The sequence below is a fragment of the Mesorhizobium opportunistum WSM2075 genome, assembly GCF_000176035.2.
Lineage (GTDB): Bacteria > Pseudomonadota > Alphaproteobacteria > Rhizobiales > Rhizobiaceae > Mesorhizobium > Mesorhizobium opportunistum.
In genome coordinates, this window is record NC_015675.1 from 774,076 (window position 1) to 796,214 (window position 22,139).

The window sequence follows — 22,139 nt, forward strand, 5'->3', positions numbered from 1 at the left end:
CATGAAACCTTTTGATTTTGAGTCCGTTGTCGCAGCGTATGTCCGAGGCGAAACCCAAATCGACACCGGCCGACGGCATCAGACCGCGCGGCAACCCGAAGCCGCGTCGAGGAAAGTCGCGACGGCAAGGGCCGCGTGACCAGACGTCAGGCGAGCCGGGCGAAGAAAAGCCAACGCCCGCCGACGCAGCGCCGGAGGTCGACGGCCAGGCGGGGCCGCCACCGGAAGCTATCGAACCCGATCCGCAGCTGACGCCCGAGGAGGCCGAGCAGGCGCGCAAGAAATACCTGCTGCGGCGTTTCTGGATCGGCGGACGCGGCTATTGGGGACGGCAGGGCGACAAGCTCGCCTGGCCGCTCACAATCGGGCTGTTGATCCTGATCGTCATCAATGTCGGCTTCCAGTACGGGATCAACGTCTGGAACCGCGCGTTCTTCGACGCCATCGAGCAACGCAACGTCCACACCGTCTATGTGCTCAGCGCTATATTCCTGCCCCTCGTTGCCGGAAGCGCGAGCCTTGTCATCGCGCAGGTTTATCTGCGCATGACGATGCAGCGCCGCTGGCGATCCTGGCTCACGACGTCGGTCATAGCGCGCTGGCTTACCAATGGCCGCTACTATCAGTTGAACCTCGTCGCGGGCGACCATTCGAACCCCGAAGCCCGCCTCACCGAGGATCTGCGGATCGCCACCGAGTCGCCCGTCGATTTCATCTCCGGCGTGATCATCGCCACACTGTCGGCCTCGACCTTCATCGTGGTGCTGTGGACGATCGGCGGAGCCTTGAGCTTCACATTGGGAGGCTCGACCTTCACCGTGCCCGGTTTCCTCGTCATCACGGCCGTGATCTATGCCGCGATCACCTCCACCTCGATGGTCATCATCGGCCGCGATTTCGTCCGGCTGTCCGAGGAAAAGAACCAGTCGGAAGCCGAGTTCCGCTACGTGCTGACCCGCGTGCGCGAAAACGGCGAGAGCATTGCCTTGCTCGGCGGCGAGGAGGAGGAGCGCAGCGGCATCGACAGGACCTTTGCCGGCGTGCTGAAGCGATGGGCACAACTGACCGGACAGCATATGCGCACGGCACTGGTCTCGCAGGGCTCGAGCCTGTTCGCGCCGGTCGTGCCGGTGCTGCTGTGCGCGCCAAAATTTCTCGAAGGCTCGATGTCGCTCGGCCAGGTCATGCAGGCGGCCTCGGCCTTCGCCATCGTGCAGAGCGCCTTCGGGTGGCTGGTCGACAATTATCCACGTCTTGCCGACTGGAACGCCTCCGCACGCCGCATCGCCTCGCTGATGATGTCGCTCGATGGGCTGGAGCGCGCCGAGCAGAGCGACGAGCTGGGGCGTATCAAGCGTGGCGAGACCGGCAACGGCGCGATGCTCAGCCTCGACAATCTCTCCGTGACGCTCGACGACGGCTCCTCCGTGGTCAAGGAAACGAAGGTCGAAATCGAACCGGGAGAGCGGGTGCTGGTGGCCGGCGAATCCGGTTCGGGCAAGTCGACCTTGGTGCGGGCCGTTGCGGGCCTGTGGCCATGGGGCGGTGGCAACGTCAATTTCCACGCCGGCAGGCGCCTGTTCATGCTGCCGCAACGCCCCTACATCCCCACCGGCACGCTTCGCCGCGCGGTCGCCTATCCCGCGGCGGCGGACAAGTGGACGATCAAGCAGATCAAGGCTGCCCTCGACAAGGTGGGGCTCGGCTATCTCACCGACAGGATCAAGGAAGAGGCGCCATGGGACCAGACGCTGTCGGGTGGCGAAAAGCAGCGCCTCGCCTTCGCGCGCCTGCTGCTGCATCGCCCCGATATCGTGGTGCTGGATGAGGCGACCTCGGCGCTCGACGAGAAGAGCCAGGACACGATGATGATGACGGTGATCCGCGAACTGCCTGATGTCACCATCATCAGCGTGGCGCATCGCGCGGAGCTCGAAGCCTTTCACAGCCGCAAGATCACCCTGGAAAGGCGTGAGGGCGGCGCCAAGCTCGTCAGCGATATCGACCTCGTCCCGCGCAAGCGCAAACGCAGCTTGCTGAAGCGTGCCTTGTGGGGCTCCGGCTCCGGCGCTTCCAACCGTGGTTAGAGCGGTTCATCCTGTTTCCGAAAAAAGGCCTGGCCTGATCAGGATGCGTAGAGGTCCTTGTAGGCGTCGCGCAGAAGATTCTTCTGGACCTTGCCCATCGTGTTGCGCGGCAGTTCGTCGACGAAGATCACCTGCTTCGGATGCTTGTACTTCGCCACGCGCCCGGCGATGGCGCGGAGGATTTCGGCGCCGGTGATCCGCGACGCCGGCGCCCGCACGACGACCGCGGTGACGCCTTCGCCGAAATCTGGATGGGCGACGCCGATGACGGCGCTTTCCAAGACCCCGTCGAGCGCGTCGATCTCGCTTTCGAGTTCCTTCGGATAGATGTTGTAGCCGCCCGAAATGATCAGGTCCTTGCCCCGGCCGACAATGTGGACATAGCCGTCGGCGTCGATCATGCCGAGATCGCCTGTGATGAAGAAGCCGTCGGCACGGAATTCCGCCTTGGTCTTATCCGGCATGCGCCAGTAGCCGCCGAACACGTTTGGACCCTTCACCTCGATCATGCCGACCTCGCTTTGGGCCAGCGTCCTGCCGCTGTCGGGATCGGCGATGCGCAGCGACACGCCGGGCAAGGGGAAACCGACGGTGCCTGCGCGCCGTTCGCCCTCATACGGGTTCGACGTGTTCATGTTGGTTTCGGTCATGCCGTAGCGTTCGAGGATGGCGTGGCCGGTGCGCTCGCGCCAGGCCCTGTGCGTCTCGGCCAGCAGCGGCGCCGAGCCCGACACGAACAGGCGGATTGTCTTCGTCGCCTCGCGGTCCAGGCCATCCTGCTGCAGCAGGCGTACGTAGAAGGTCGGCACGCCCATCAGCACTGTTGCGCGCGACAGCAGCGAGACGATGCGGCCCGCGTCGAATTTCTGTTCGAACAGCATCGAGGCGCCGGCCATCAGGACAACGTTGGTGGCGACGAACAGGCCATGGGTGTGGAAGATCGGCAGCGCGTGGATCAGCACATCGTCCGCCGTGAAGCGCCATTGATCGACCAGCACCCGAGCGTTCGAGGCCAGATTTTCGTGGCTGAGCATGGCGCCTTTCGAGCGACCGGTCGTTCCCGACGTGTAGAGGATCGCGGCAAGATCGTCCCCGCCCCGCACGACATCATGGAAGTCGGACGATTGCCGCGATGCCTGGTCCGCCAGCGATCCCTGGCCGTTGCGGTCGAGCGTGACCACGACGGCGCCGGACGGCTCAACCATCGCAGCGACATCCGCAGCCCTTGCAGGATCGCAGACGATGACCCGAGGTGCAGCGTCGTCGAAGAAATAGCCAAGTTCGGTCAGCGTATAGGCGGTGTTGAGCGGCAGGAAGACGGCACCGGCGCGCACGCAGGCGAGATAGAGCAGGACCGCCTCCGGGCTCTTCTCGACCTGCACGGCCACCCGATCGCCGGGCTCGACACCCAATTGCAGCAGCGCATGCGCGAGCTGTCCCGACCGCGCCAGCATGTCGCCATGGGTGAGCGAGCGGCCATCGTCGGTTTCCATCAACAGATGCCCGGGCACCGGCATCCGGGACCGGAACGCATCGAACAGATGATTGCTCATGAACTCTTCCTGCGGTGACGGCAATGGCGGCGCCGGGCACACGCTTCTGGCCGCATGCGTCGGCGGCGAAGCGTTCGCGTTTCCTGGCCGTGCCGTCAAGACCGCAAACGGCGATCCCGCCCGCAACGTCGGTCGCGAATGATTGGAATGATCGGCGGCGGCCCGACGATCGAGGCCTCGCTAGCGTCGGGCGCGTTCGGCCGGGGCGGCGGCCGTTTCGTTCTGCTTGAAGCGCTCCATGCACATGGAAGCGGTCAGCTGGTAGTGATCGATCAGTGCCTGGACGGCACCGTCGGCATTGCCATCCAGCGCGCATTCGGCGATCAGCCGGTGTTCGGCGAAACCGTCGCGCTGGATGCCTTCGCCGTCATTGGCCATTTGCCGGTAGCGGTAGGCGTGATCGGAAAGCTGATCGCAGAAACCCACCAGCCAGTGCGACCGGCAGGCCGAGATCAGCACCCGATGGAAGGTGCGGTGCAATTTCTCCCAATCCGGATTGATCGACGGGAGATCATGCCGTGACGCGCGCCCCAGGCGATGCAGCGCCAGCACCAGCTGTTCTTCCCATTCGGCGGTGCGGTGGGCAATGGATTCGCGAAGGGCGCGTTCCTCGAGCCAGCAGCGGGTGCGCGTCAGCTCCTCGAGCTCCGTCGCGGTGACCGGCATGATGAAGAAGCCGCGCTGGTCGTGGCGGCCAAGAAGCCCTTCGGAGGCAAGGCGGTTGAGGGCTTCCCGAACCGGAGAGGCGCCGGCGCCATACTTGGAAACAACCCACTCGACCCGCAGCTTGCTTTCAGTTTCGAGAGCGCCGCCGAGAAGATCATCGCGCAGCTGATGATAGACCGTACTGGCAAGCGTGCTTTTGGATCCTGTGCCGTCGTCGTTCAGATTGGCAGCTCCGTAGGTCAAAAGACGACTCCTTTGTCCCCAATTCTGAATTTGGGCAATTCGAGTCCGGAAACAGTCCCTCTCCGTACATGTACCCTATAACGCCTACCTTTGGACGCTCAAGCAGAAGATCGCGTTATTGTACTTTAGAACAAAGAAATATACGCCAATCCGCCGCCGGATCGTGCAGATTTCACGCGGCTACAACCAGTGGAAGCTTAACATGTTTTGTATGCACGCAGGATCATCTATTCCTGCGTGCTTGTGCGAGCATCTTTTCTGTCGCGCGCAAAGACAACGAGGCGCGCGCAGCTATCGGGCGGCCTTGGCGAAACTGATTCGGCCGGGCCGGACCCGGAGGGCGTCCGCACGCTCCTTAGCCGGCCTTTTGCAATTGAAATGGATGATCGCGCCGCATTTAGCCGGCGGCCTTGTCGGCCGCCGTCCGGATCGCCTCGATGTTGGCCCGGTAGGCTTCGACGCTGCCGCCCTTGAAGATGGCGGCGCCGGCGACCAGCACGTCGGCGCCGGCAGCGGTGACCAGGGGCGCTGTTTCAGCCGAAATGCCACCGTCGATCTCGATGCGGATCGGCCGATCGCCGATCAGTGCCTTGACTCGTCTCACCTTGTCGACGATCCCTGGAATGAAGGCCTGACCGCCGAAACCCGGATTGACGGTCATGATCAGGATCAGGTCAAGACGGTCGAGCACGTATTCGACAGCGCTTTCCGGCGTCGCCGGGTTGAGCGAGACACCGGCTTTCTTGCCGAGATTCCTGATGGTCTGCAGCGAGCGGTCGAGATGCGGCCCGGCCTCGGCGTGCACCGTCATGCCGTCACAGCCGGCGTCGGCGAAGGCGGCGAGATAGGGATCGGCCGGCGCGATCATCAGATGGCAGTCGAAGAAGGCCTTGGTGCGGCTGCGGATCGCCTTGATGACCGGCGGGCCGAAGGTGATGTTGGGGACGAAATGGCCATCCATGACATCGAGATGTATCCAGTCGGCGCCAGCGGCCGCGACGGCCTCGACTTCGTCGCCAAGCCTGGAAAAGTCCGAAGCCAGCACCGAAGGTGCGATCAAGGTCTTTTTGCTCATCTCGCGGCCTTTCCGGGCGCCTTTTTTCATGCCGGCCACCCTGGATCGACTGCCTAATGCGCGGCGGACGACTTGTCGAGGGTGCCGGCACGGCGGCTCCACGGGCTCGGGTGGCGTTACGGCTAATTTCCGCTGCCCGGCGCCGTGACGAAAAACCCGCCGGATCGCTCCGGCGGGTTTCTGGTCTGGCATCGAGCAGATGGTTATTGCTGCTGGAGTTTCAGGATCCTGTTTGCAGCCGGATCCTGCTGCTGTTCGGCCTGCGGCCTGAGCCGTGGCAGTACCTGCTGCAGGAGAAGTCCAGGGTTGAGCTCCAGCGACGGCTGCCCGCGTATCGGCCGGCAGTTCGGATACCGCCCGATCGTGCCTTCCGGGCAGCGCCGCCTGATGATCGGTTGGCACTGGCCATCGATCATCTGCGAGCCCGGCGCGCATTCCGTCTGTTGCCTGGGCTTGCGGCATGCACCGTCGATCACCTCAGTCCCTCGCGGACAGACGCACTCGCCGCGCTTGTTGTGGACCTGGCCGCGGATGTCGCACTGCTCCAACTGCGGCTGCTTGCGCCGGCAGGCATTGCCTTGCACCTCGGTACCCCGCGGGCAGACACAATTGCCGTCGGCGTCGTGGACCTGGCCACGGATAGTGCACTGCTCGGGCTCCGGCCGGATCGGACGGCAGGCACCGTTGCGCACTTCGGTTCCTCTCGGGCAGACGCAGTCGCCATCGGCATCGTGGACCTGGCCACGGATGGTGCACTGCTCGGGCTTCGGCCGGATCGGACGGCAGGCGCCATTGCGTACCTCGGTCCCTCTCGGGCAGACACAGTCTCCATCCGCGTCGTGGACCTGGCCGCGGATGGTGCACTGCTCGGGCTTGTCGATCCTGACGCATTTTCCGTTCTCGAGCGCCGTGCCGCGCGGGCAGACGCAACGCCCGTCCTCGGTGCGGATCTGGCCTTCGAGCAGCACGCAGCGCTTCGGCGGCGGTGGCGTCGGCAGAACGTTGGTACCGCCGCCGGTGCACTGGCCGTTGCGGAAGGTGGTGCCTTCCGGGCAGACGCAGCGGCCCGCATCGTTCATGACGAAGCCCGGCGAGCACTCCTTCTTCACCTCATGCGTGATGATGAAGGGGTGGCACGCATAGGCCTTGCCGCGATCGCCCTGCGCATTGGCCGCATCCTTGGACAAGACGTCGCCGCCGCCTTCAACCCGCGTGTCGGGAGACAGCACGCCGACGCAGTTCTGGCCATTGACGTCGCCCTGCAGGTTGGCCAGGCGGCCGTCGTCGGGAATGACCACGGTGACATGGTGCGACTGGCTTTCACCGGCGCCGAGCGACAGGTTGGCGATGCAGGACAGCGGCAAGGTTGCCGGCTCGGGCGAACAGCCGAAAGGCGGATCGATCGAGGTGATCTCGACACCGTCCAACCGGCCGAGCCCTTCCACGCCGATCGCATCACCGATGCGGACCGGACCGGAGAAGGGGCTCGTCCCATCATTTGATATGGTGATGTCGAACGAGCAGGGCTGGCCGAGCCTGCATTCGCGGTCGCCGGTCTTTTCGACGCGGATGGTCGAAGAGCCGCCGCCCTTGGCGCAGGCTTGGCCGATCGGATAGACGACGTCGTCGCCGGGCGCCGGCCCGTAGGAGCCGCGCGCGCAGTTCTCGAACTCGCCATTCGCCGAGACCGTCACGTCGAAGTGCCTGGATGTTCCGGGTGTCATGACGGCACCTGGAATCTTGCAGTACAGCGCATTGGCAGGCACCGGTCCGCATGCCCATTCCGCGCCGTCGGGAGTGACGGTCTGGATCTGGACGGGCGTGCCACCCGCCACCAGCGTGGCGGCATCGTTGACCCGCACCGGACCGGTGGGGGCAGCGGTGCCAAGGCTGATGACGGTGATGCGGCACGAGACGAGCGCGGCACCGGCGAGCGAGCCATTGCAGACCTTGGTGATGCGCAGGGTCGGCTTGCCGCCATTGGGATGACGGAAGCGTTCCTTGGCGCAGGCCCTGTTGTTGGTGAGGTCGACCTCACCGGGGATGGGCTTTACCGCCGCGCAGTTCTCGACCGTGTCCGACTGGTAACCGGCCGGCATCACCGCCTTGACGACGATCGGCGTCGAGGCGCCTGGAGGCAGCGAGATGCCTGCATTGTCGCAGCGGAACTGGCCAGGACCGTTCGGTCCGCATGTCCAGGGCGGGCTCGGCCCGAAGGTCGAGGAGGCCGGCGCGCCGCCTGGGTAGTTGTCGATGACCGTCAGCGGTCCATTGTAGGTGGCGCTGCCGTTGTTGATGATGTCGATCACGAAGTAGCAGATGCCGTCGGCCGTGCAGACCGGGACGCGGGCACGCTTCTTCAGGATCAGGTCGACCTTCTTCTCCACCGGCGGCTGGCAGTCGCGGTCGCGATCGCCACGGCGGCAGATCGGGATCGAGGCGCAGCCACGGTCGTTCGACTGGCTGCCGAACAGCGGCTTGCCGCTGGCGCCATAATTGTAGGTGGCGCAGTTGCGTAAGCTGCTGCCTTGCCAGCCTCCAGCCGGCTTGAAGCCGAGCTTGAGATCGACGGAGGCGCCCGGATTGAGCGTGGTCACCGGATGGGTGCAAATCATCGGGGTGGTGCCGGGTGCGCAGACCCAGGGCGGATTGGGCCCTGAACTCAGCGTCGAACCGGCCGGCAGCGTCACCTCGTCGAGCACGATCTTGCCGTTATAGGGCGCGGTGCCGACATTGGTGACCCTGATGGTGAAGTCGCAGCCGCCACCCATCGTGCAACGGGTCACATCGGCGCGTTTCTCGACCTTGAGGTCCGGCTCCTTGTCCCTGGGCGGGCACTTCTGGTCACGCGGAATGACGATGTCGATGGTCTGCGTGCAGCACAGCCCCCAACCCTCCTTCGGGCCGGCATAGGTTTCGATGCCGGTGACGGTGAGGTGGATGACGTCGCCGGGCGATGCGCCGACGATCTTCCAGTTGAGCACCCCGCCCCCCGCCGGCACCAGTTGCGTATCGGGAATGATGGTGATGCCGGGCGTGGCCGTCGAGACCTGGACCCACTTGCCGCCCATCTCCGGGCCTACCGGCATATGATAGATGAAGGCGCCGCCGCCGGGCACGCAGTCGACCGTGCCGCGTTCCACCTTGAAGCATTCCTTGCCGGGAGGTGGCGGTGGCGGGTTGCATTTGGTGAGATCGATCTTGATCGACGTCTTGGCGCCGGTCTTGTAGTCGCCATCGTCGGGTTTGCCCGGATCCTGCGACGGGATGATGGTCCCGGTGCCGGTTCCGTTGGTCACCTTGATCAGACCCTGGTTGTCGACGATGGTCGGCGAAGGAAACGCCGCATGGTCGATCTTGGCCGTGATCTTGAAGGTGATGACGCGTTCATTCGGCGCGCCGGAGCCGTCTAGGTCGGAGGCGGAAATCCGGAAATCGGAAACCGTCGCCGTGTCGTTGGGACCCGCCGAATTGCTGATCGTGGCGCCCGGCAGCGGTCCGCCGGAGGAATCCGTGCCGTCGCCGGACACGTTGACGTTGACGATGGCGAGACCGTGCGGGAGCTGGTCCTTGAACTCGATCCTGAGCTTGCTCAGCCTGGCCGCGAGACCTGGATCGGCAAAGCCCTGCGGATCGCCGCGCAAGCCGAAGCTCAGCGAATAGACGACATAGTCGCAGCCTCTTTGCGTGCCTGTCTTGGTGAAGAAGGGCACGATCCGGTCCGGCCGCGGATTGATGATGCGAGAACTGTCGAGGTCGAGCCTCAACTCCGGGGTGATCGGGGCGGAGTCTTCCGCAAGGCTGGGCAACGGGGTCAGGGTGGCGACCGCGATACCGGCCGCCATCAGCCAGCGCGCACCGCGCCTGGCGAGTGACAGGGGTTTCATGATCGTCTCCATGACGGTTTTTTGAGGGGTCGCGGGTGAGGACGGGGCAAGAATGTTCATCTTCCCCTCCTCAACGTTCGCAGCTGACGGCTGGGGTACGGAGCGGCAAGGTCATCTTGCAGCAAGGGTAGTAGCCACCCTTGTCCTTGTCGGATTGCCTGTAGAAGCAAAGCCCGACATCCACTCTGTCGCCCGGATAATGGCCGGTGATGTCGATCGTGTACGGCTTGCCCGGCGCATGCGACTGGGGTGATGTCACCCCGACGCCCGGCGTCCTGGATTGGGCCTTGATCGAATCGCCGCCGAAGCCGGCATGGTCATGGAGATAGAGATCGGCCTCGAGCCCGCGCGGCGTGCAGAAATACTGCACGTCCTCGACATCGAGACAGGGAGGCAGGTTGCCGGGCGGTGGGAAGTCCGGCGGATAGAAGGGGGGCAGGTAGCCGCCCGGGATTTCCTCATAATAGCCGGCGCGGCCATCGCAAGGATGCCAGACCGCGACGTCGCCGACATGGCCTTCCACTTCGGGATCCTCGAAATAGCCGTCGAAGTCGACGAACCAGGAGCCGAAGGGCGGCACATTGGCCGGCTTGACCAGTTCCTTGGGCGTGATCTGCACGCCGTGCACGGCGAGCGGTCCGCCTGCGGCGAGTTTCTCGGCAAGGGCCGGATTGTCGCGCAATTTGTCGCCTGTGTTGACCAGCGTCTGGGTGCAGACCGAGGTGTCGAGATTGCCGTCGGCGTCATAGCCATATTGCAGGTCGAGGCCGCCGGCGGACTGCCGGTTGGCCTGTGGGAAACCGACCGCATATTCCCGCGGCGCTTCCACCCAGACCGATTCCGTCCCCGGATCGTCGGGGTTTTCGCGCCAGTAACGGATGACCTCGCCTTTGCCGGAATCGGCGAACTGGCTGTAATCGTAGCGGTTTTCGACCGGGCCGCGCTGGGCCAGATACATGAAGCCGCTGTTGTCGAAGGCGATGTCGGTGACAGCGTAGTCCTTGTCGGCCTTGACCGTCAGTTCCCAGCGCGGGTCGCCGGCGAAGCTGCCGTCGCGGGCAATGCCCACCGACCAGATTTCGGCCTTTTCGCCAACCGAGTAGTAGAGCCGACCGCCATGATAGGAGACGGCCCAGACGCGGCGTTCGTCCTGCGTGTAGCCCCAGGTTTCAGGGTCTTCGCTGTCGAAGGCGGCACCTTGTATGTCCATCACCGCGCCATCGTCGGCGACGGGAGCCAGCCCGTGCGCGGGGCGCCCGGCGGCACCATGGTCGAAGGTGTCGATCAGCCTGCCACCGGCGTCGATGCGATGGACGAGGCCGGTATCGAGGTCGGAGGCGAAGAACTGGCGGTGGTTGGGATCGAAGGTGAGATTGCCGATGCCGGGACCGCTGTTGGTGTCGATGTCGGCGAATTTGGCGACCTGGCCGGTGATGCCGTCGATCTTCCAGATGGTGCCTGGCCCGCCGCCGTTCTCGGCGCCGAACTGGCCCTCCATGAAGGTGGCGCCCGCCATGCCGCGGCGCTGCCGCTCCGGCCTGCCATCCTCGTCGGCATCGGGCGTGACGATGCGGATGCCGTGCAGCGAACTGGCGCCGGCATAGAGGTTCGGGATTCCCGACGGGACGCCATCGCGCACGCCGTCATCATAGGTGAGGCCGAACACCTGGCCGATCTGGCCTGATGTCACCTCGAAAGGCGGCGGCGTGAAGACGAGTTGGCCCGAAGCCGGCCCGCCGAGATGCGAAACGTCGAACACGCGCAAGGTGGCGCGCGTGGTGTCGATGAAGGTTTCATCGACGGGATCGACGCCGGGCGGCAGGCCCCCTTTTTCGGAATCAGGGGGGTCGAAATTGGGAATGACGGTGCCGGAAAATCCGGTAACCGCCATCGAACCGGGATAGATGATCTGGGTTTCCTGCGCTTTTGCGGCACCGCCAAACCATAGGCCCGCACCGAGCGCCAGCGCCAGCAAGCCGCCTGCGTGGATGGCGCGGCGCAAACGGCCCTCAAGAGAATATGTCAAAGGAGAATACATCAAAGAAGACACGCGCGTGCCGCGGACGCGAGACATGAAGCTACCCCCGTTAGCCACGGGAGAAACATCCGGCGTTGCCGCGCAAATCAGGGCAAGGCGCGGTGGTCCGGCACGTTCTTCCCTGATCGAATTGTCTGCTTTCCTCACGGTTACGTTACTACCGCTCTTACGCGGGGTCAACGGAATCAGCGGGAAGCCCAGCGCATCGACCCCATCCCGAAGGCGGTGGTCGCGCCGAGCTCCTGTTGTTCCCGCGGACCTCGGAGCCTCGGGGTTGTTGGTCATGGAAGGCTTCCTTTCCGGGCCGCACCATGCGGCGCCTGGACATCAGTCGCGGGCGGAAGCGGAAAGGTTCATCGTCGGCGGGCCGGCTTACCGGCGCTGCTGTCTTCTGATAGCATCCGCCCAGCCCTTTGGGCATGCCTTGGGGGGCATCATGACAAGCAAGCGCTCTGTTCTGCTCCTGGCGACGCTTTCTCTTTTCGCGTTGCCAGTTCATGATTCCATGGCCAAGACCTTGGTCTATTGCACGGAGGCCAGTCCGGACACGTTCGACCCGGCTCTCGCTTCCGGCACCCGTGACGCCTCCGCCACGGCGCTCTACAACCGCATTGTCGAGTTCGAACCCGGCACCACCAAGGTGCGTCCTGGCCTGGCCGAGAAATGGGAGATTTCGGACGACAGCCTCACCTACACCTTCCACCTCAGGCACGGCGTGAAGTTTCACACCGTCGATGGCTTCACGCCAAGCCGCGATTTCAATGCCGACGACGTGCTGTTCACCTTCGAGCGCCAGGCAGACGCGCAGAACCCGTTCCACAACTATGCCAGCCGCCCCTATGGCTATTTCGACGGCATGGGCATGCCACGCCTCGTCGCCAGTTGGCGCAAGCTCGACAACTACACCGTCGTCATGACGCTCAAGGCGCCTCATGCGCCGATGCTTGCCAATCTGGCGATGGACTTTGCCTCTGTTGTTTCCAGGGAATATGCCGACAGGCTGCTGGCTGAAAAGCGGCCGCTCGACCTGGCGACGAAACCGGTCGGCACGGGTCCGTTCCAGCTTGTCGACTACCAGCAGGATGCGGTCATCCGCTACAAGGCCAATCCCGATTATTGGCGCGGCCGGCCGAGGATCGACGACCTCATCTTCGCCATCACCACCGATGCCAGCGTCCGGCTGGAGAAGCTGCGCGCCGGCGAGTGCGATGTCATGCCCTATCCCAATCCGGCCGATCTGGCGGCGATCAAGACGGCGCCCGGCATCAAGGTCATGCAGCAGGAAGGCCTCAACACCGGATACCTCGCCTTCAACACGTTGCAGAAGCCGTTCAACGATCCCAGGGTCAGAAAGGCGATCGACATGGCCATCGACAGGAAGGCGCTTGTCGACGTCATCTTCCGGGGCACCGGTGAGATCGCGCGCAATCCGCTGCCGCCGACCTCCTGGGCTTATGACAAGACCACGCCAGATCCTGTTTTCGATCCCGATGCCGCCAGGCAGGCATTGACTGATGCCGGCATCAAGGATCTGCACATGAAGGTCTGGGCGATGCCGGTGCAGCGCCCGTACAATCCCAATGCCCAGCGCATGGCGGAGATGATCCAGTCGGACCTGGCGCGGATCGGCGTCACCGTGGATATCGTGACCTATGAATGGGCCGAATATCTTGCCCGCTCCAAACCGGTCGACCGCGATGGCGCCATGCTGTTCGGTTTCACCGGCGACAATGGCGACCCCGACAATTTCCTCTCGGTGCCGCTCGGCTGCGCCGGTGTCGGCGCCACCAACCGCGCCAACTGGTGTTTTCCTGCCTTCGACGATCTGCTCCGGCAGGCAGCCGGGAGCGTCGACCTCGATGCCCGCATGAAGCTCTATGCGCAGGCACAGGGGATCTTCCGGGAACAGACGCCATGGGTGGTCATTGCCCATTCCGTGGTGTCGATACCGATGCGCGAACGGGTCCAGGGTTACGTCATGGACCCGTTCGACCATCACGACTTCTCGAATGTCGACATCAGCGAATAGCGGCGCAGCCATGCGAGCCGGTCTCGATGTCGCCGATCTCGATGTCTATGTGGAGAGCCTGGGCAATTTTCGTTCGGGAGAGGAGTATTCCATCCAGTCGCTGCTGCCGCGCCTGGAGCAGGCAGGGATGACGGTGCGCGTGCTCGATCGTCCGGCACGGGAGCATCTGGCGCCGGCGGCTCTGCTGCACGTCGACCTGACCGATGTGCCACGCCTTTACCACGACATCGCGCGGCGCTACGCGCGCACCATCAACGGCCATGCCCTGTCCATCCACCGGCAGCTCTATTCATCGCTCAGGATCCGTGCCGGCGACGGCCATTCCGGCCCGGTCATCGTCAAGACCGTTCTCAACAGCAGGGGCCGGCCCGAACTGCGCTGGCGGCAGTATCGCAACGGATGGACGCGGGCGATGCATTTCGTCCGCAAAACCGCCGATCCCGGCTACAAGGAACGGCTGTGCCCGCGCTACCGCGTCTACGACACTTTGGCGCAGGTTCCGCCCGAGGCCTGGGGGGACGAGCGCCTGATGGTCGAGAAATTCGCCTTCGACAGCCTCGACCTGCCGATCGTCAAGCACCGCTACATGTTCCTTCTCGGTGCCGAAGTGAACATGCGGCAGACCTATAACGACGTTCTCTGCAAGGGATCGGAGATCATCAGCAATGAGGTCGGCGGCGCCGTTCCGCCCGAGGTGAGGGCAGTCAGGGAGCGGCTGCGTCTCGATTTCGGCGCGATCGACTATTTTATTGTCGACGGCAAGGGCATCGTGGTCGACGCCAACAAGACGGTCGGCTCCAACCCGGAATGGCTGAAGAAGAACCGATTCCGCCAGGAATTCAACGACCGCATGGTCGAAGCGCTGATTGAATTCGTGCGCGGTTGAGCCCACGGCAATCGGGGAGCCCGGCTCGGCCGGGGCCGATCGGCGGTTGGGCGCGCGACCTCGGCCCGGCGGCCTTCGACACGGGCGGCGCGCCGTGTCCGCTCCCGGCCGGCCGGGGCGATCGTTTTGCCTCCGCCTGCGACGATCGTGGAAGCCTTGCGCAGAATGCTTGCGCGCGATGCTGCCTGTTCTTATATACGCGCCAAGCCGTTCGGCGCCGGAATGCCGGTTGCCGGAACGGGATTTCTTGTGAACAGGGGCTTTCGTCGGAACGCCTTACCGGGTCCTGAGAGCCTGCTTAGCGGAGAGACTAGAAAAATGGCAAAAGTAATCGGTATCGATCTCGGCACCACCAACTCCTGCATCGCCATCATGGATGGCAAGGAGCCGAAGGTAATCGAGAATGCGGAAGGCGCGCGCACGACGCCTTCCATCGTCGCCATCTCGGGCGACGGCGAACGTCTGGTCGGCCAGCCGGCCAAGCGCCAGGCGGTCACCAATCCAGAAAACACCATCTTCGCGGTCAAGCGCCTGATCGGCCGCCGCTATGACGATCCGGTGACGGAGAAGGACAAGAAGCTTGTCCCCTACAAGATCGTCAAGGGCGACAATGGCGATGCCTGGGTCGAGGCCGGCGGCAAGAAGCAGTCGCCCAGCCAGATCTCGGCCATGATCCTGCAGAAGATGAAGGAAACGGCGGAAGCCTATCTCGGCGAGAAGGTCGAGAAGGCGGTCATCACCGTTCCGGCCTATTTCAACGACGCCCAGCGCCAGGCCACCAAGGACGCCGGCAAGATCGCCGGCCTCGAAGTGCTGCGCATCATCAACGAGCCTACGGCCGCGGCACTTGCCTACGGCCTCGACAAGAAGGAAGGCAAGACCATTGCCGTCTATGACCTTGGCGGCGGCACGTTCGACATTTCGGTGCTCGAGATCGGCGACGGCGTGTTCGAGGTGAAGTCGACCAACGGCGACACCTTCCTCGGCGGCGAGGACTTCGACATGCGGCTGGTCGAATATCTGGCGGCCGAGTTCAAGAAGGAACAGGGCATCGACCTGAAGAACGACAAGCTTGCCCTGCAGCGCCTCAAGGAGGCGGCTGAAAAGGCCAAGATCGAGCTGTCGTCGACGACGCAGACCGAAATCAACCTGCCCTTCATCACCGCCGACGCGACCGGCCCGAAGCACCTGACGCTGAAGCTGACCCGCGCCAAGTTCGAAAGCCTGGTCGAGGATCTCGTTCAGCGCACCATCGAGCCCTGCAAGGCGGCGCTCAAGGATGCCGGCCTGAAGGCTGGCGAGATCGACGAAGTGGTCCTGGTCGGCGGCATGACCCGCATGCCCAAGATCCAGGAGATCGTGAAGCAGTTCTTCGGCAAGGAGCCGCACAAGGGCGTCAATCCGGATGAGGTCGTCGCCTTGGGCGCCGCCATCCAGGCCGGCGTGCTGCAGGGCGACGTCAAGGACGTGCTCTTGCTCGACGTGACGCCGCTGTCGCTCGGCATCGAGACGCTGGGTGGCGTGTTCACGCGGCTGATCGAACGCAACACGACGATCCCGACCAAGAAGAGCCAGGTGTTCTCGACCGCCGAGGATTCGCAGTCGGCGGTGACCATCCGCGTCTTCCAGGGTGAGCGTGAAATGGCCGCCGACAACAAGCCGCTCGGCCAGTTCGACCTGGTCGGCATTCCGCCGGCCCCGCGCGGCGTGCCGCAGATCGAGGTCACCTTCGACATCGACGCCAACGGCATCGTCAACGTTTCGGCCAAGGACAAGGGCACCGGCAAGGAGCACCAGATCCGCATCCAGGCCTCGGGTGGCCTTTCGGACGCCGACATCGAGAAGATGGTGAAGGACGCCGAGGCCAATGCCGATGCCGACAAGAAGCGTCGCGCCGTGGTCGAGGCCCGCAACCAGGCCGAGGCGCTGGTGCATTCTTCCGAGAAGTCGCTGAAGGAATATGGCGACAAGGTCTCGGAAGCCGAACGCACGGCGATATCGGACGCGATCGCGGCGCTGAAGACCGCTGCCGAGGGCGACGACGCGGCCGACATCGAGGCCAAGAGCCAAGTGCTCGCCGAGGCTTCGATGAAGCTTGGCCAGGCCATGTACGAGGCTTCGCAGAAGGAAGCCGCGGAAGCCGACGCCAAGGCGGATGCCGCCAAGGACAGTGACGTGGTCGATGCCGATTTCGAGGAAATCGACGAAGACGACGACAAGAAGAAGTCGGCCTGAGCCGCCTGACGGCAAGATAATGCGGAAAGCCCGGCGCAAAGCCGGGCTTTTTTGCAACCCTCGCTGAAAAAGTGCGGGGCCCTGCTGAAAAAATGACAGAAAAACCCGGACAGGCGCACGCCGACCCTAGCATCCGGGCAGCACCGCTCCTAAATCGAGGCAACGTGCCGGCAAACGACGCAACATATGCCTCAAGACGTTGAATATCCGGACTGCGGGAAAAAATGAAAGCTGATTTCTACGAAACGCTGGGCGTCCAGAAAGGCGCCGATGAGAAGGAACTCAAGAGCGCTTTTCGCAAGCTCGCCATGCAGTTCCATCCCGACCGCAATCCCGGCGATCATTCCTGCGAGCACAAGTTCAAGGAAATCAACGAAGCCTACGAGACGCTGAAGGACCCGCAGAAGCGCGCGGCCTACGACCGCTTCGGCCACGCCGCCTTCGAACAGGGCGGCATGAATGGCGGGGCGCAAGGCTTTGGGGCCGGCGGTTTCGCCGATATCTTCGAAGACATTTTCGGCGACATGATGGGTGGCCGCCAGCGCCGCTCGTCGGGTGGCCGCGAGCGTGGCGCCGACCTGCGCTACAACATGGAAATCTCGCTGGAAGAAGCCTTCGCGGGAAAGACGGCGCAGATTCGCGTGCCGGCCTCGATCTCGTGTTCGGAATGCTCCGGCAGCGGTGCCAAGCCGGGCACCCAGCCCGTCACCTGCTCGATGTGCAACGGCCACGGCAAGGTGCGCGCCACGCAAGGCTTCTTCTCGATCGAACGCACCTGCCCGCAATGCCAGGGGCGTGGCCAGACGATCAAGGACCCGTGCCCGAAATGCGTCGGCCAGGGCCGCGTCACCGAGGAACGGTCGCTGTCGGTCAACATCCCGGCCGGCATTGAGGACGGCACCCGTATCCGCCTTGCCAATGAGGGCGAAGCCGGCTTGCGCGGCGGGCCGTCCGGCGACCTCTATATCTTCCTGGCGGTGAAGCCGCACGAGTTCTTCCAGCGCGACGGCGCCGATCTCTATTGCAAGGTGCCGATCTCGATGACGACGGCCGCCCTTGGCGGTTCCTTCGAAGTGACGACGCTGGACGGCACGCAGACCAAAGTGAAGGTGCCGGAAGGCACCCAGAACGGACGTCAATTCCGCCTCAAGGGCAAGGGCATGCCAGTGCTGCGCCAGCCCAATGTCGGCGACCTCTACATCCAGACCGCGGTCGAGACGCCGCAGAACCTGTCGCGCCGCCAGCGCGAACTGCTGGAGGAGTTCGAACAACTCTCCTCGCAGGACAATTCGCCCCAATCGAGCGGCTTTTTTGCCCGCATGAAGGATTTCTTCGAGTCCTTCGGCGAGCGTTGATAGGCGACAAAAGCTATCTTATCCACGCCATGCGTGTTGCGGCGCCTTGCCTTGCGCCGCTCAGGTGTTAAGTAGCTTGCGAGGGAAGCGCTGAGGAGAGCTTGCATGACACGTGGTCCCGGACTGCGGAAGGCGCTGGCCGAAAAGTTCGACGACGAGCTCAAATTCTTCAAGGGCTGGATCGACAAGCCGAAGACGGTCGGCTCGATCGTTCCGACCAGTTCGATCACCGCCCGCAAGATGGCCTCGATCGTCAATCCCAAGTCCGGCCTGCCGGTGCTCGAGGTCGGCCCAGGCACCGGCGTCATCACCCGCGCCATCCTCGCCCAGGGCGTGCGTCCCGAAAACCTCTACGCGGTCGAATATTCCACCGATTTCGTGCGCCATTTGCGCCAGCTCTATCCCGGGGTCAACGTCATCGAGGGTGACGCCTTCAACCTCAACGCCACGCTTGGCGAGAGGAGCGGGATGATCTTCGATTCCGTCGTTTCCGGCGTGCCGTTGCTCAACTTCCCGGTCGCCCAGCGCATCGCCTATATCGAGAGCCTGCTCGACCGCATCCCGGCGGGCCGCCCGATCGTGCAGCTGACCTACGGCCCGATGTCGCCGATCCCGGCCGGGCGTGGCGACTACACGGTCAAGCATTTCGATTTCATCTTCCGCAACATCCCGCCGACGCAGCTGTGGATCTACCGAAGGGAAGGATAGGGGAATAGGCAGTAGGGAATAGTCAGGAATTGCTCATCTCCTACTGCCTATTCCCCACTGCCTACTCCCTTTGCGAAGCAATGGCAGTGATCCCGAAAATTCTCGTCTTCGCCGGCTCGGTGCGCGGCGGCGCCTATAGCGGCAGGACCGCCGACGTGGCGCAGAAGGAACTTGCGGTGCAGGGCGCCGAAGTGACGCGCATTTCGCTCGGCGACTATCCCCTGCCGATCCTCGACGAAGATCTGGAGAAGGAAAAGGGCGTTCCCGAAAATGCCGTCAGGCTCGGCCGCCTGATCATCGCGCATGACGGGCTGCTGATCGCCACGCCGGAATATAACGGCTCTATCCCGCCGCTGCTCAAGAACACGATCGACTGGGTGAGCCGCGTGCGCAGGGACAATAGCCGGCCGGTCAGGCCGCTTGCCGGCAAGGTTGTCGGCCTATGCTCGTCGTCCAATGGTCATTTTGCCGGCATCCGCTGCATCAACCATCTGCGCGCCGTACTGGTGCGCTGCCAGATGGAGGTGGTGACGCCGGAATGCTCGGTGCCGGAGGGCGGCGACGCCTTCGGCGAGGACGGCCATTTCCGTGACGAAAGACTGCACACATCGATGGAGCATCTATGCCGCACGCTGATCGAAACCTCGCGCATGCTGTCCACCCGGATCGAAGCGTGACCGCCGTATCCATGCAGGCTAAAACCATGCAGGCCAAATCCATTCAGGAAAGATTGATTGTCGGCCTCGACGTGCCAACGCTAAAAGAGGCCGAACAGGCGGTGCGCGAGCTGGATGGCGTCGTCTCCTTCTACAAGATCGGCTATCAGCTGGCCTTCGCCGGCGGGCTCGACTTCGCCAGGGAACTGGCCAGCGGCGGGGCAAAAGTCTTCCTCGACATGAAGCTGCTCGACATCGACCACACGGTGGCCAAGGGTGTCGAGAACATCGTCAGGATGGGCATGACCATGCTGACCATCCACGCCTATCCCAAAGCGATGCAGGCGGCAGTGGAAGCGGCACGCGGCAGTGACCTTTGTCTTCTCGCCGTCAGCGTGCTGACCTCGATGGACGAGCAGGACGTGATCGACGCCGGCTATGAATACGACCCGCACACACTGGTGCTCAGGCGCGCCGAACAGGCGCTGCATGCCGGCATGGGCGGCGTCGTCTGCTCGGCCGAAGAGGCTGAAGCGGTGCGCCGCATCGTCGGGCCCAACATGGCGGTGGTGACGCCGGGAATACGGCCGGCGGGCAGTGAACATGGCGATCAGAAGCGCGTCGTGACGCCGGCGCAGGCGATCCGCAATGGCTCCAGCCATCTCGTCGTCGGCAGGCCAATCGTCGCGGCAGGCGACAGGCGCGCGGCGGCGGAAGCCATTCTGGAAGAGATGCGCTCGGCCTAGAGCAATTCCAGGAAAAGTGTGACACGGTTTTCCCGGGAAAAGCGCGTAGCGCTTTCCCTTGGGAATTGCGTAAAAACAAAGAGATGGAGCGGTTCGCCGTTTCCGTTAAACGGTGAAATGCTCTAGGCACAAGAAGCAGGGAGTAGAAGAATGCCCAAGGGATATTGGATCGCCCGCGTCGATGTGCGCGACGCCGAAGGCTACAAGGACTATGTCGCCGCCGCCAAACCCGCCTTCGAGCGGTTCGGGGCGAAATTCCTGGCGCGTGGCGGGGCGCATGAGCTTGCCGAAGGGCCGGGCCGCGCTCGCAACGTCATCATCGAGTTCGAATCGCTGGCGGCCGCGCACGACTGCTATCACTCGCCGGAATACCAGCGCGCGGTCGCCATCCGCCAGAAGGTCGCCGACGGCGAGATCGTGCTGGTCGAAGGGGCCTGAGAGCGTCGCGAAGCAGAAGCTGACGCTTTCTCAGACGAAGTCCTGCAGGTTCGCTTCCCGCAGCTTCGACCCGCCGAGCAAGGCCCCGATCAGCTGGTGCTTGAGGGCGAGGCAGTGCGAACGGGCAAGCTTGGCGATGCCCGGAACGTCGCTCTTCTCGCAAGCCTGCAGCAACCGTTTCTGCTGTTCGATGATCAGCGGCATGAAATCGCGCGACTTGAAGCCGAGATGGAGCGCTCGTTCCGACTGGTCGAGAATCTGGCTGAGCAGCTGCGCCAGCCGCAAATTGCCCGACAGTTCGGCGATCGCCAGGCGAAAGGCGCGGTCGGCGGCGAGGAAGGCAACCGGGCTGCGCAGCGTCTCGGGCTTCAGCACTTTTCTGGCCGCCAGCCGGATCTCGTCCAGCCCGCGCTCGGTGATCCCCGTGGTGGCGACCCGGAACACTTCGGGTTCGATCAGGCCGCGGACGTCGAAGATCTCGTTGACGTCGCGCAAGGTCAGCGTCGTGATGACATAGCCACGGCGCGGCTCGCTCCTGACCAAGCCTTCCTGCATGAGGCGGGCGAGTGCCGAGCGGATCGTCGCCTTCTTGATCCCGTAGCGGGCCTCGATCTGTTTCTCGGTCAGCGCCTCGCCGGGCGACAGGACGCAAGCGACGATGTCGCTCTTCAACTGCTCGTAGGCCTGCTCGCTGCGCAGCAAATCCGCCGTCGACGGCGCAGTTGCCCCGCTTGGCGGTGAGATCGATTTCGGTGGCTTGGCTTTGGTCGGCTTCATGCTTTTCTCGCGTCGCGTCGGCATTGACTCGGATAGACCATCTTAGCTATTGTTTCTGAGCATCTCAGACAGGAGCTGTGGAATGCCTCTATCCGCCGACTCTTCTCTCTACCCCGCCATCAGCGATATCGTCAACGCGGCGGCAGGTGCCGATGCCTTCGGTCAGGTCAAGGCCGTGCTCGGGGACTACACCAAGCGCTTCCACGCGCTCGGCGGGCTCGTTCACGAAGAGGACGACGACGAGCTGTTGCTGCACGCGAGTCCGAAGCTGACGATCTACCACATCACCCTTTCGCCCGGCGTGCAGTATCCGCCGCACAATCATTTGATGGATGCGCTGGTCGGCATCTATTGGGGTGGCGAGACCAACTTCATCTACCCGCTCGCCGGCGACCGGGTCGATGAGCCCGAGCGGCAGGATTTTTCGGCGCCGGCGCTGGTGCACATGCCTTCCAGCACCATTCACTCGGTCGCCAATACAGGCAGCACCCGCTCCGGAGCCCTGCACGTCTATCTGGGCGATCTGCCGGGCACCAGCCGGCAGCTGTGGAGCCTTGCCGACAAGCGGCCGGAGCCGTTCGACAACATCCGCTACATGGCCGGCGCGCGGCCTATCGAGCAATCGACGTCCGAGCCCAAGTAAACCACCAGCGCCGCACAGGAGGAGCCTGTCGGCGGCAAGACTTCATCGGTCTTTTCAGCGGTGTAATCACTGACATTCGATATTGGCCGAAGCCTCTAAACTTCGTCATCCCTGGGC

The 22,139-nt window shown here is 63.8% G+C and carries 17 protein-coding genes; 11 read left to right on the forward strand and 6 right to left on the reverse strand.

The genetic code is table 11. From position 1 onward, the window contains the following. The first annotated feature begins 38 nt into the window (after nt 1–38). Nucleotides 39–2,087, forward strand: coding sequence for an ABC transporter ATP-binding protein/permease (locus MESOP_RS03625; protein WP_013891965.1), 2,049 nt, complete (start codon nt 39–41; stop codon nt 2,085–2,087). Between the two features lie 38 nt (nt 2,088–2,125). Here MESOP_RS03625 and MESOP_RS03630 read toward each other — a convergent pair whose 3' ends face one another. Continuing rightward, nucleotides 2,126–3,640, reverse strand: a complete 1,515-nt coding sequence (locus MESOP_RS03630; protein ID WP_013891966.1) for a malonate--CoA ligase — start codon at nt 3,638–3,640, stop codon at nt 2,126–2,128. Between MESOP_RS03630 and MESOP_RS35520 the strand changes: the two genes are divergently transcribed. Further along, nucleotides 3,639–3,782, forward strand: a complete 144-nt coding sequence (locus tag MESOP_RS35520; protein WP_167313538.1) for a hypothetical protein — start codon at nt 3,639–3,641, stop codon at nt 3,780–3,782. The two genes, MESOP_RS03630 and MESOP_RS35520, sit on opposite strands and share 2 nt — an antisense overlap. 38 nt (nt 3,783–3,820) lie before the next feature. Here MESOP_RS35520 and MESOP_RS03635 read toward each other — a convergent pair whose 3' ends face one another. The 4 genes from MESOP_RS03635 to MESOP_RS03650 all read right to left on the reverse strand — a co-directional run bounded on the left by MESOP_RS03635 (nt 3,821) and on the right by MESOP_RS03650 (nt 11,549). Beyond that, nucleotides 3,821–4,549 carry a GntR family transcriptional regulator gene (locus MESOP_RS03635; protein ID WP_013891967.1) on the reverse strand — a complete coding sequence of 243 codons (729 nt, stop codon included), beginning with the start codon at nt 4,547–4,549 and terminating at the stop codon, nt 3,821–3,823. A 397-nt stretch (nt 4,550–4,946) separates the two neighbouring features. Continuing rightward, nucleotides 4,947–5,624, reverse strand: a complete 678-nt coding sequence (gene rpe, locus MESOP_RS03640) for a ribulose-phosphate 3-epimerase (protein ID WP_041164503.1) — start codon at nt 5,622–5,624, stop codon at nt 4,947–4,949. A 203-nt stretch (nt 5,625–5,827) separates the two neighbouring features. Further along, the gene (locus tag MESOP_RS03645; RefSeq protein ID WP_013891969.1) at nt 5,828–9,571 is read right to left on the reverse strand and encodes a DUF7929 domain-containing protein; all 3,744 of its coding nucleotides are present in this window, start codon (nt 9,569–9,571) and stop codon (nt 5,828–5,830) included. A gap of 10 nt (nt 9,572–9,581) precedes the next feature. Beyond that, on the reverse strand, nt 9,582–11,549 hold the full coding sequence (locus MESOP_RS03650; protein ID WP_425339701.1) for an NHL repeat-containing protein: 1,968 nt from the start codon (nt 11,547–11,549) through the stop codon (nt 9,582–9,584). A 436-nt stretch (nt 11,550–11,985) separates the two neighbouring features. Between MESOP_RS03650 and MESOP_RS03655 the strand changes: the two genes are divergently transcribed. The 8 genes from MESOP_RS03655 to MESOP_RS03690 all read left to right on the forward strand — a co-directional run bounded on the left by MESOP_RS03655 (nt 11,986) and on the right by MESOP_RS03690 (nt 20,602). Further along, nucleotides 11,986–13,578: an ABC transporter substrate-binding protein gene (locus MESOP_RS03655; RefSeq protein WP_013891971.1), complete on the forward strand. Its 1,593-nt coding sequence runs from the start codon at nt 11,986–11,988 to the stop codon at nt 13,576–13,578. A gap of 10 nt (nt 13,579–13,588) precedes the next feature. Next, a complete protein-coding gene (locus MESOP_RS03660) occupies nt 13,589–14,464 on the forward strand; it encodes a hypothetical protein (protein WP_013891972.1) in 876 nt (291 codons plus the stop codon). A gap of 318 nt (nt 14,465–14,782) precedes the next feature. After that, nucleotides 14,783–16,699, forward strand: a complete 1,917-nt coding sequence (dnaK, locus tag MESOP_RS03665; RefSeq protein WP_013891973.1) for a molecular chaperone DnaK — start codon at nt 14,783–14,785, stop codon at nt 16,697–16,699. Nucleotides 16,700–16,923: 224 nt separating this feature from the next. Then, nucleotides 16,924–18,054: a molecular chaperone DnaJ gene (gene dnaJ / locus MESOP_RS03670; RefSeq protein WP_013891974.1), complete on the forward strand. Its 1,131-nt coding sequence runs from the start codon at nt 16,924–16,926 to the stop codon at nt 18,052–18,054. Nucleotides 18,055–18,159: 105 nt separating this feature from the next. Beyond that, nucleotides 18,160–18,762, forward strand: coding sequence for a phospholipid N-methyltransferase PmtA (gene pmtA, locus MESOP_RS03675; RefSeq protein ID WP_013891975.1), 603 nt, complete (start codon nt 18,160–18,162; stop codon nt 18,760–18,762). An 80-nt stretch (nt 18,763–18,842) separates the two neighbouring features. After that, nucleotides 18,843–19,439 carry an NADPH-dependent FMN reductase gene (locus MESOP_RS03680; protein WP_041163985.1) on the forward strand — a complete coding sequence of 199 codons (597 nt, stop codon included), beginning with the start codon at nt 18,843–18,845 and terminating at the stop codon, nt 19,437–19,439. An 11-nt stretch (nt 19,440–19,450) separates the two neighbouring features. Further along, a complete protein-coding gene (pyrF, locus tag MESOP_RS03685; RefSeq protein WP_013891977.1) occupies nt 19,451–20,164 on the forward strand; it encodes an orotidine-5'-phosphate decarboxylase in 714 nt (237 codons plus the stop codon). A gap of 150 nt (nt 20,165–20,314) precedes the next feature. Beyond that, nucleotides 20,315–20,602 carry a DUF1330 domain-containing protein gene (locus tag MESOP_RS03690; RefSeq protein WP_013891978.1) on the forward strand — a complete coding sequence of 96 codons (288 nt, stop codon included), beginning with the start codon at nt 20,315–20,317 and terminating at the stop codon, nt 20,600–20,602. Nucleotides 20,603–20,632: 30 nt separating this feature from the next. On the opposite strand, the gene MESOP_RS03695 is transcribed toward MESOP_RS03690, so the two are convergent. Next, a complete protein-coding gene (locus MESOP_RS03695) occupies nt 20,633–21,379 on the reverse strand; it encodes a GntR family transcriptional regulator (RefSeq protein ID WP_013891979.1) in 747 nt (248 codons plus the stop codon). Nucleotides 21,380–21,461: 82 nt separating this feature from the next. Here MESOP_RS03695 and MESOP_RS03700 point away from each other — a divergent pair, with 82 nt between their 5' ends. Further along, nucleotides 21,462–22,022, forward strand: coding sequence for an autotransporter (locus MESOP_RS03700; RefSeq protein ID WP_013891980.1), 561 nt, complete (start codon nt 21,462–21,464; stop codon nt 22,020–22,022). Nucleotides 22,023–22,139: the final 117 nt, after the last annotated feature.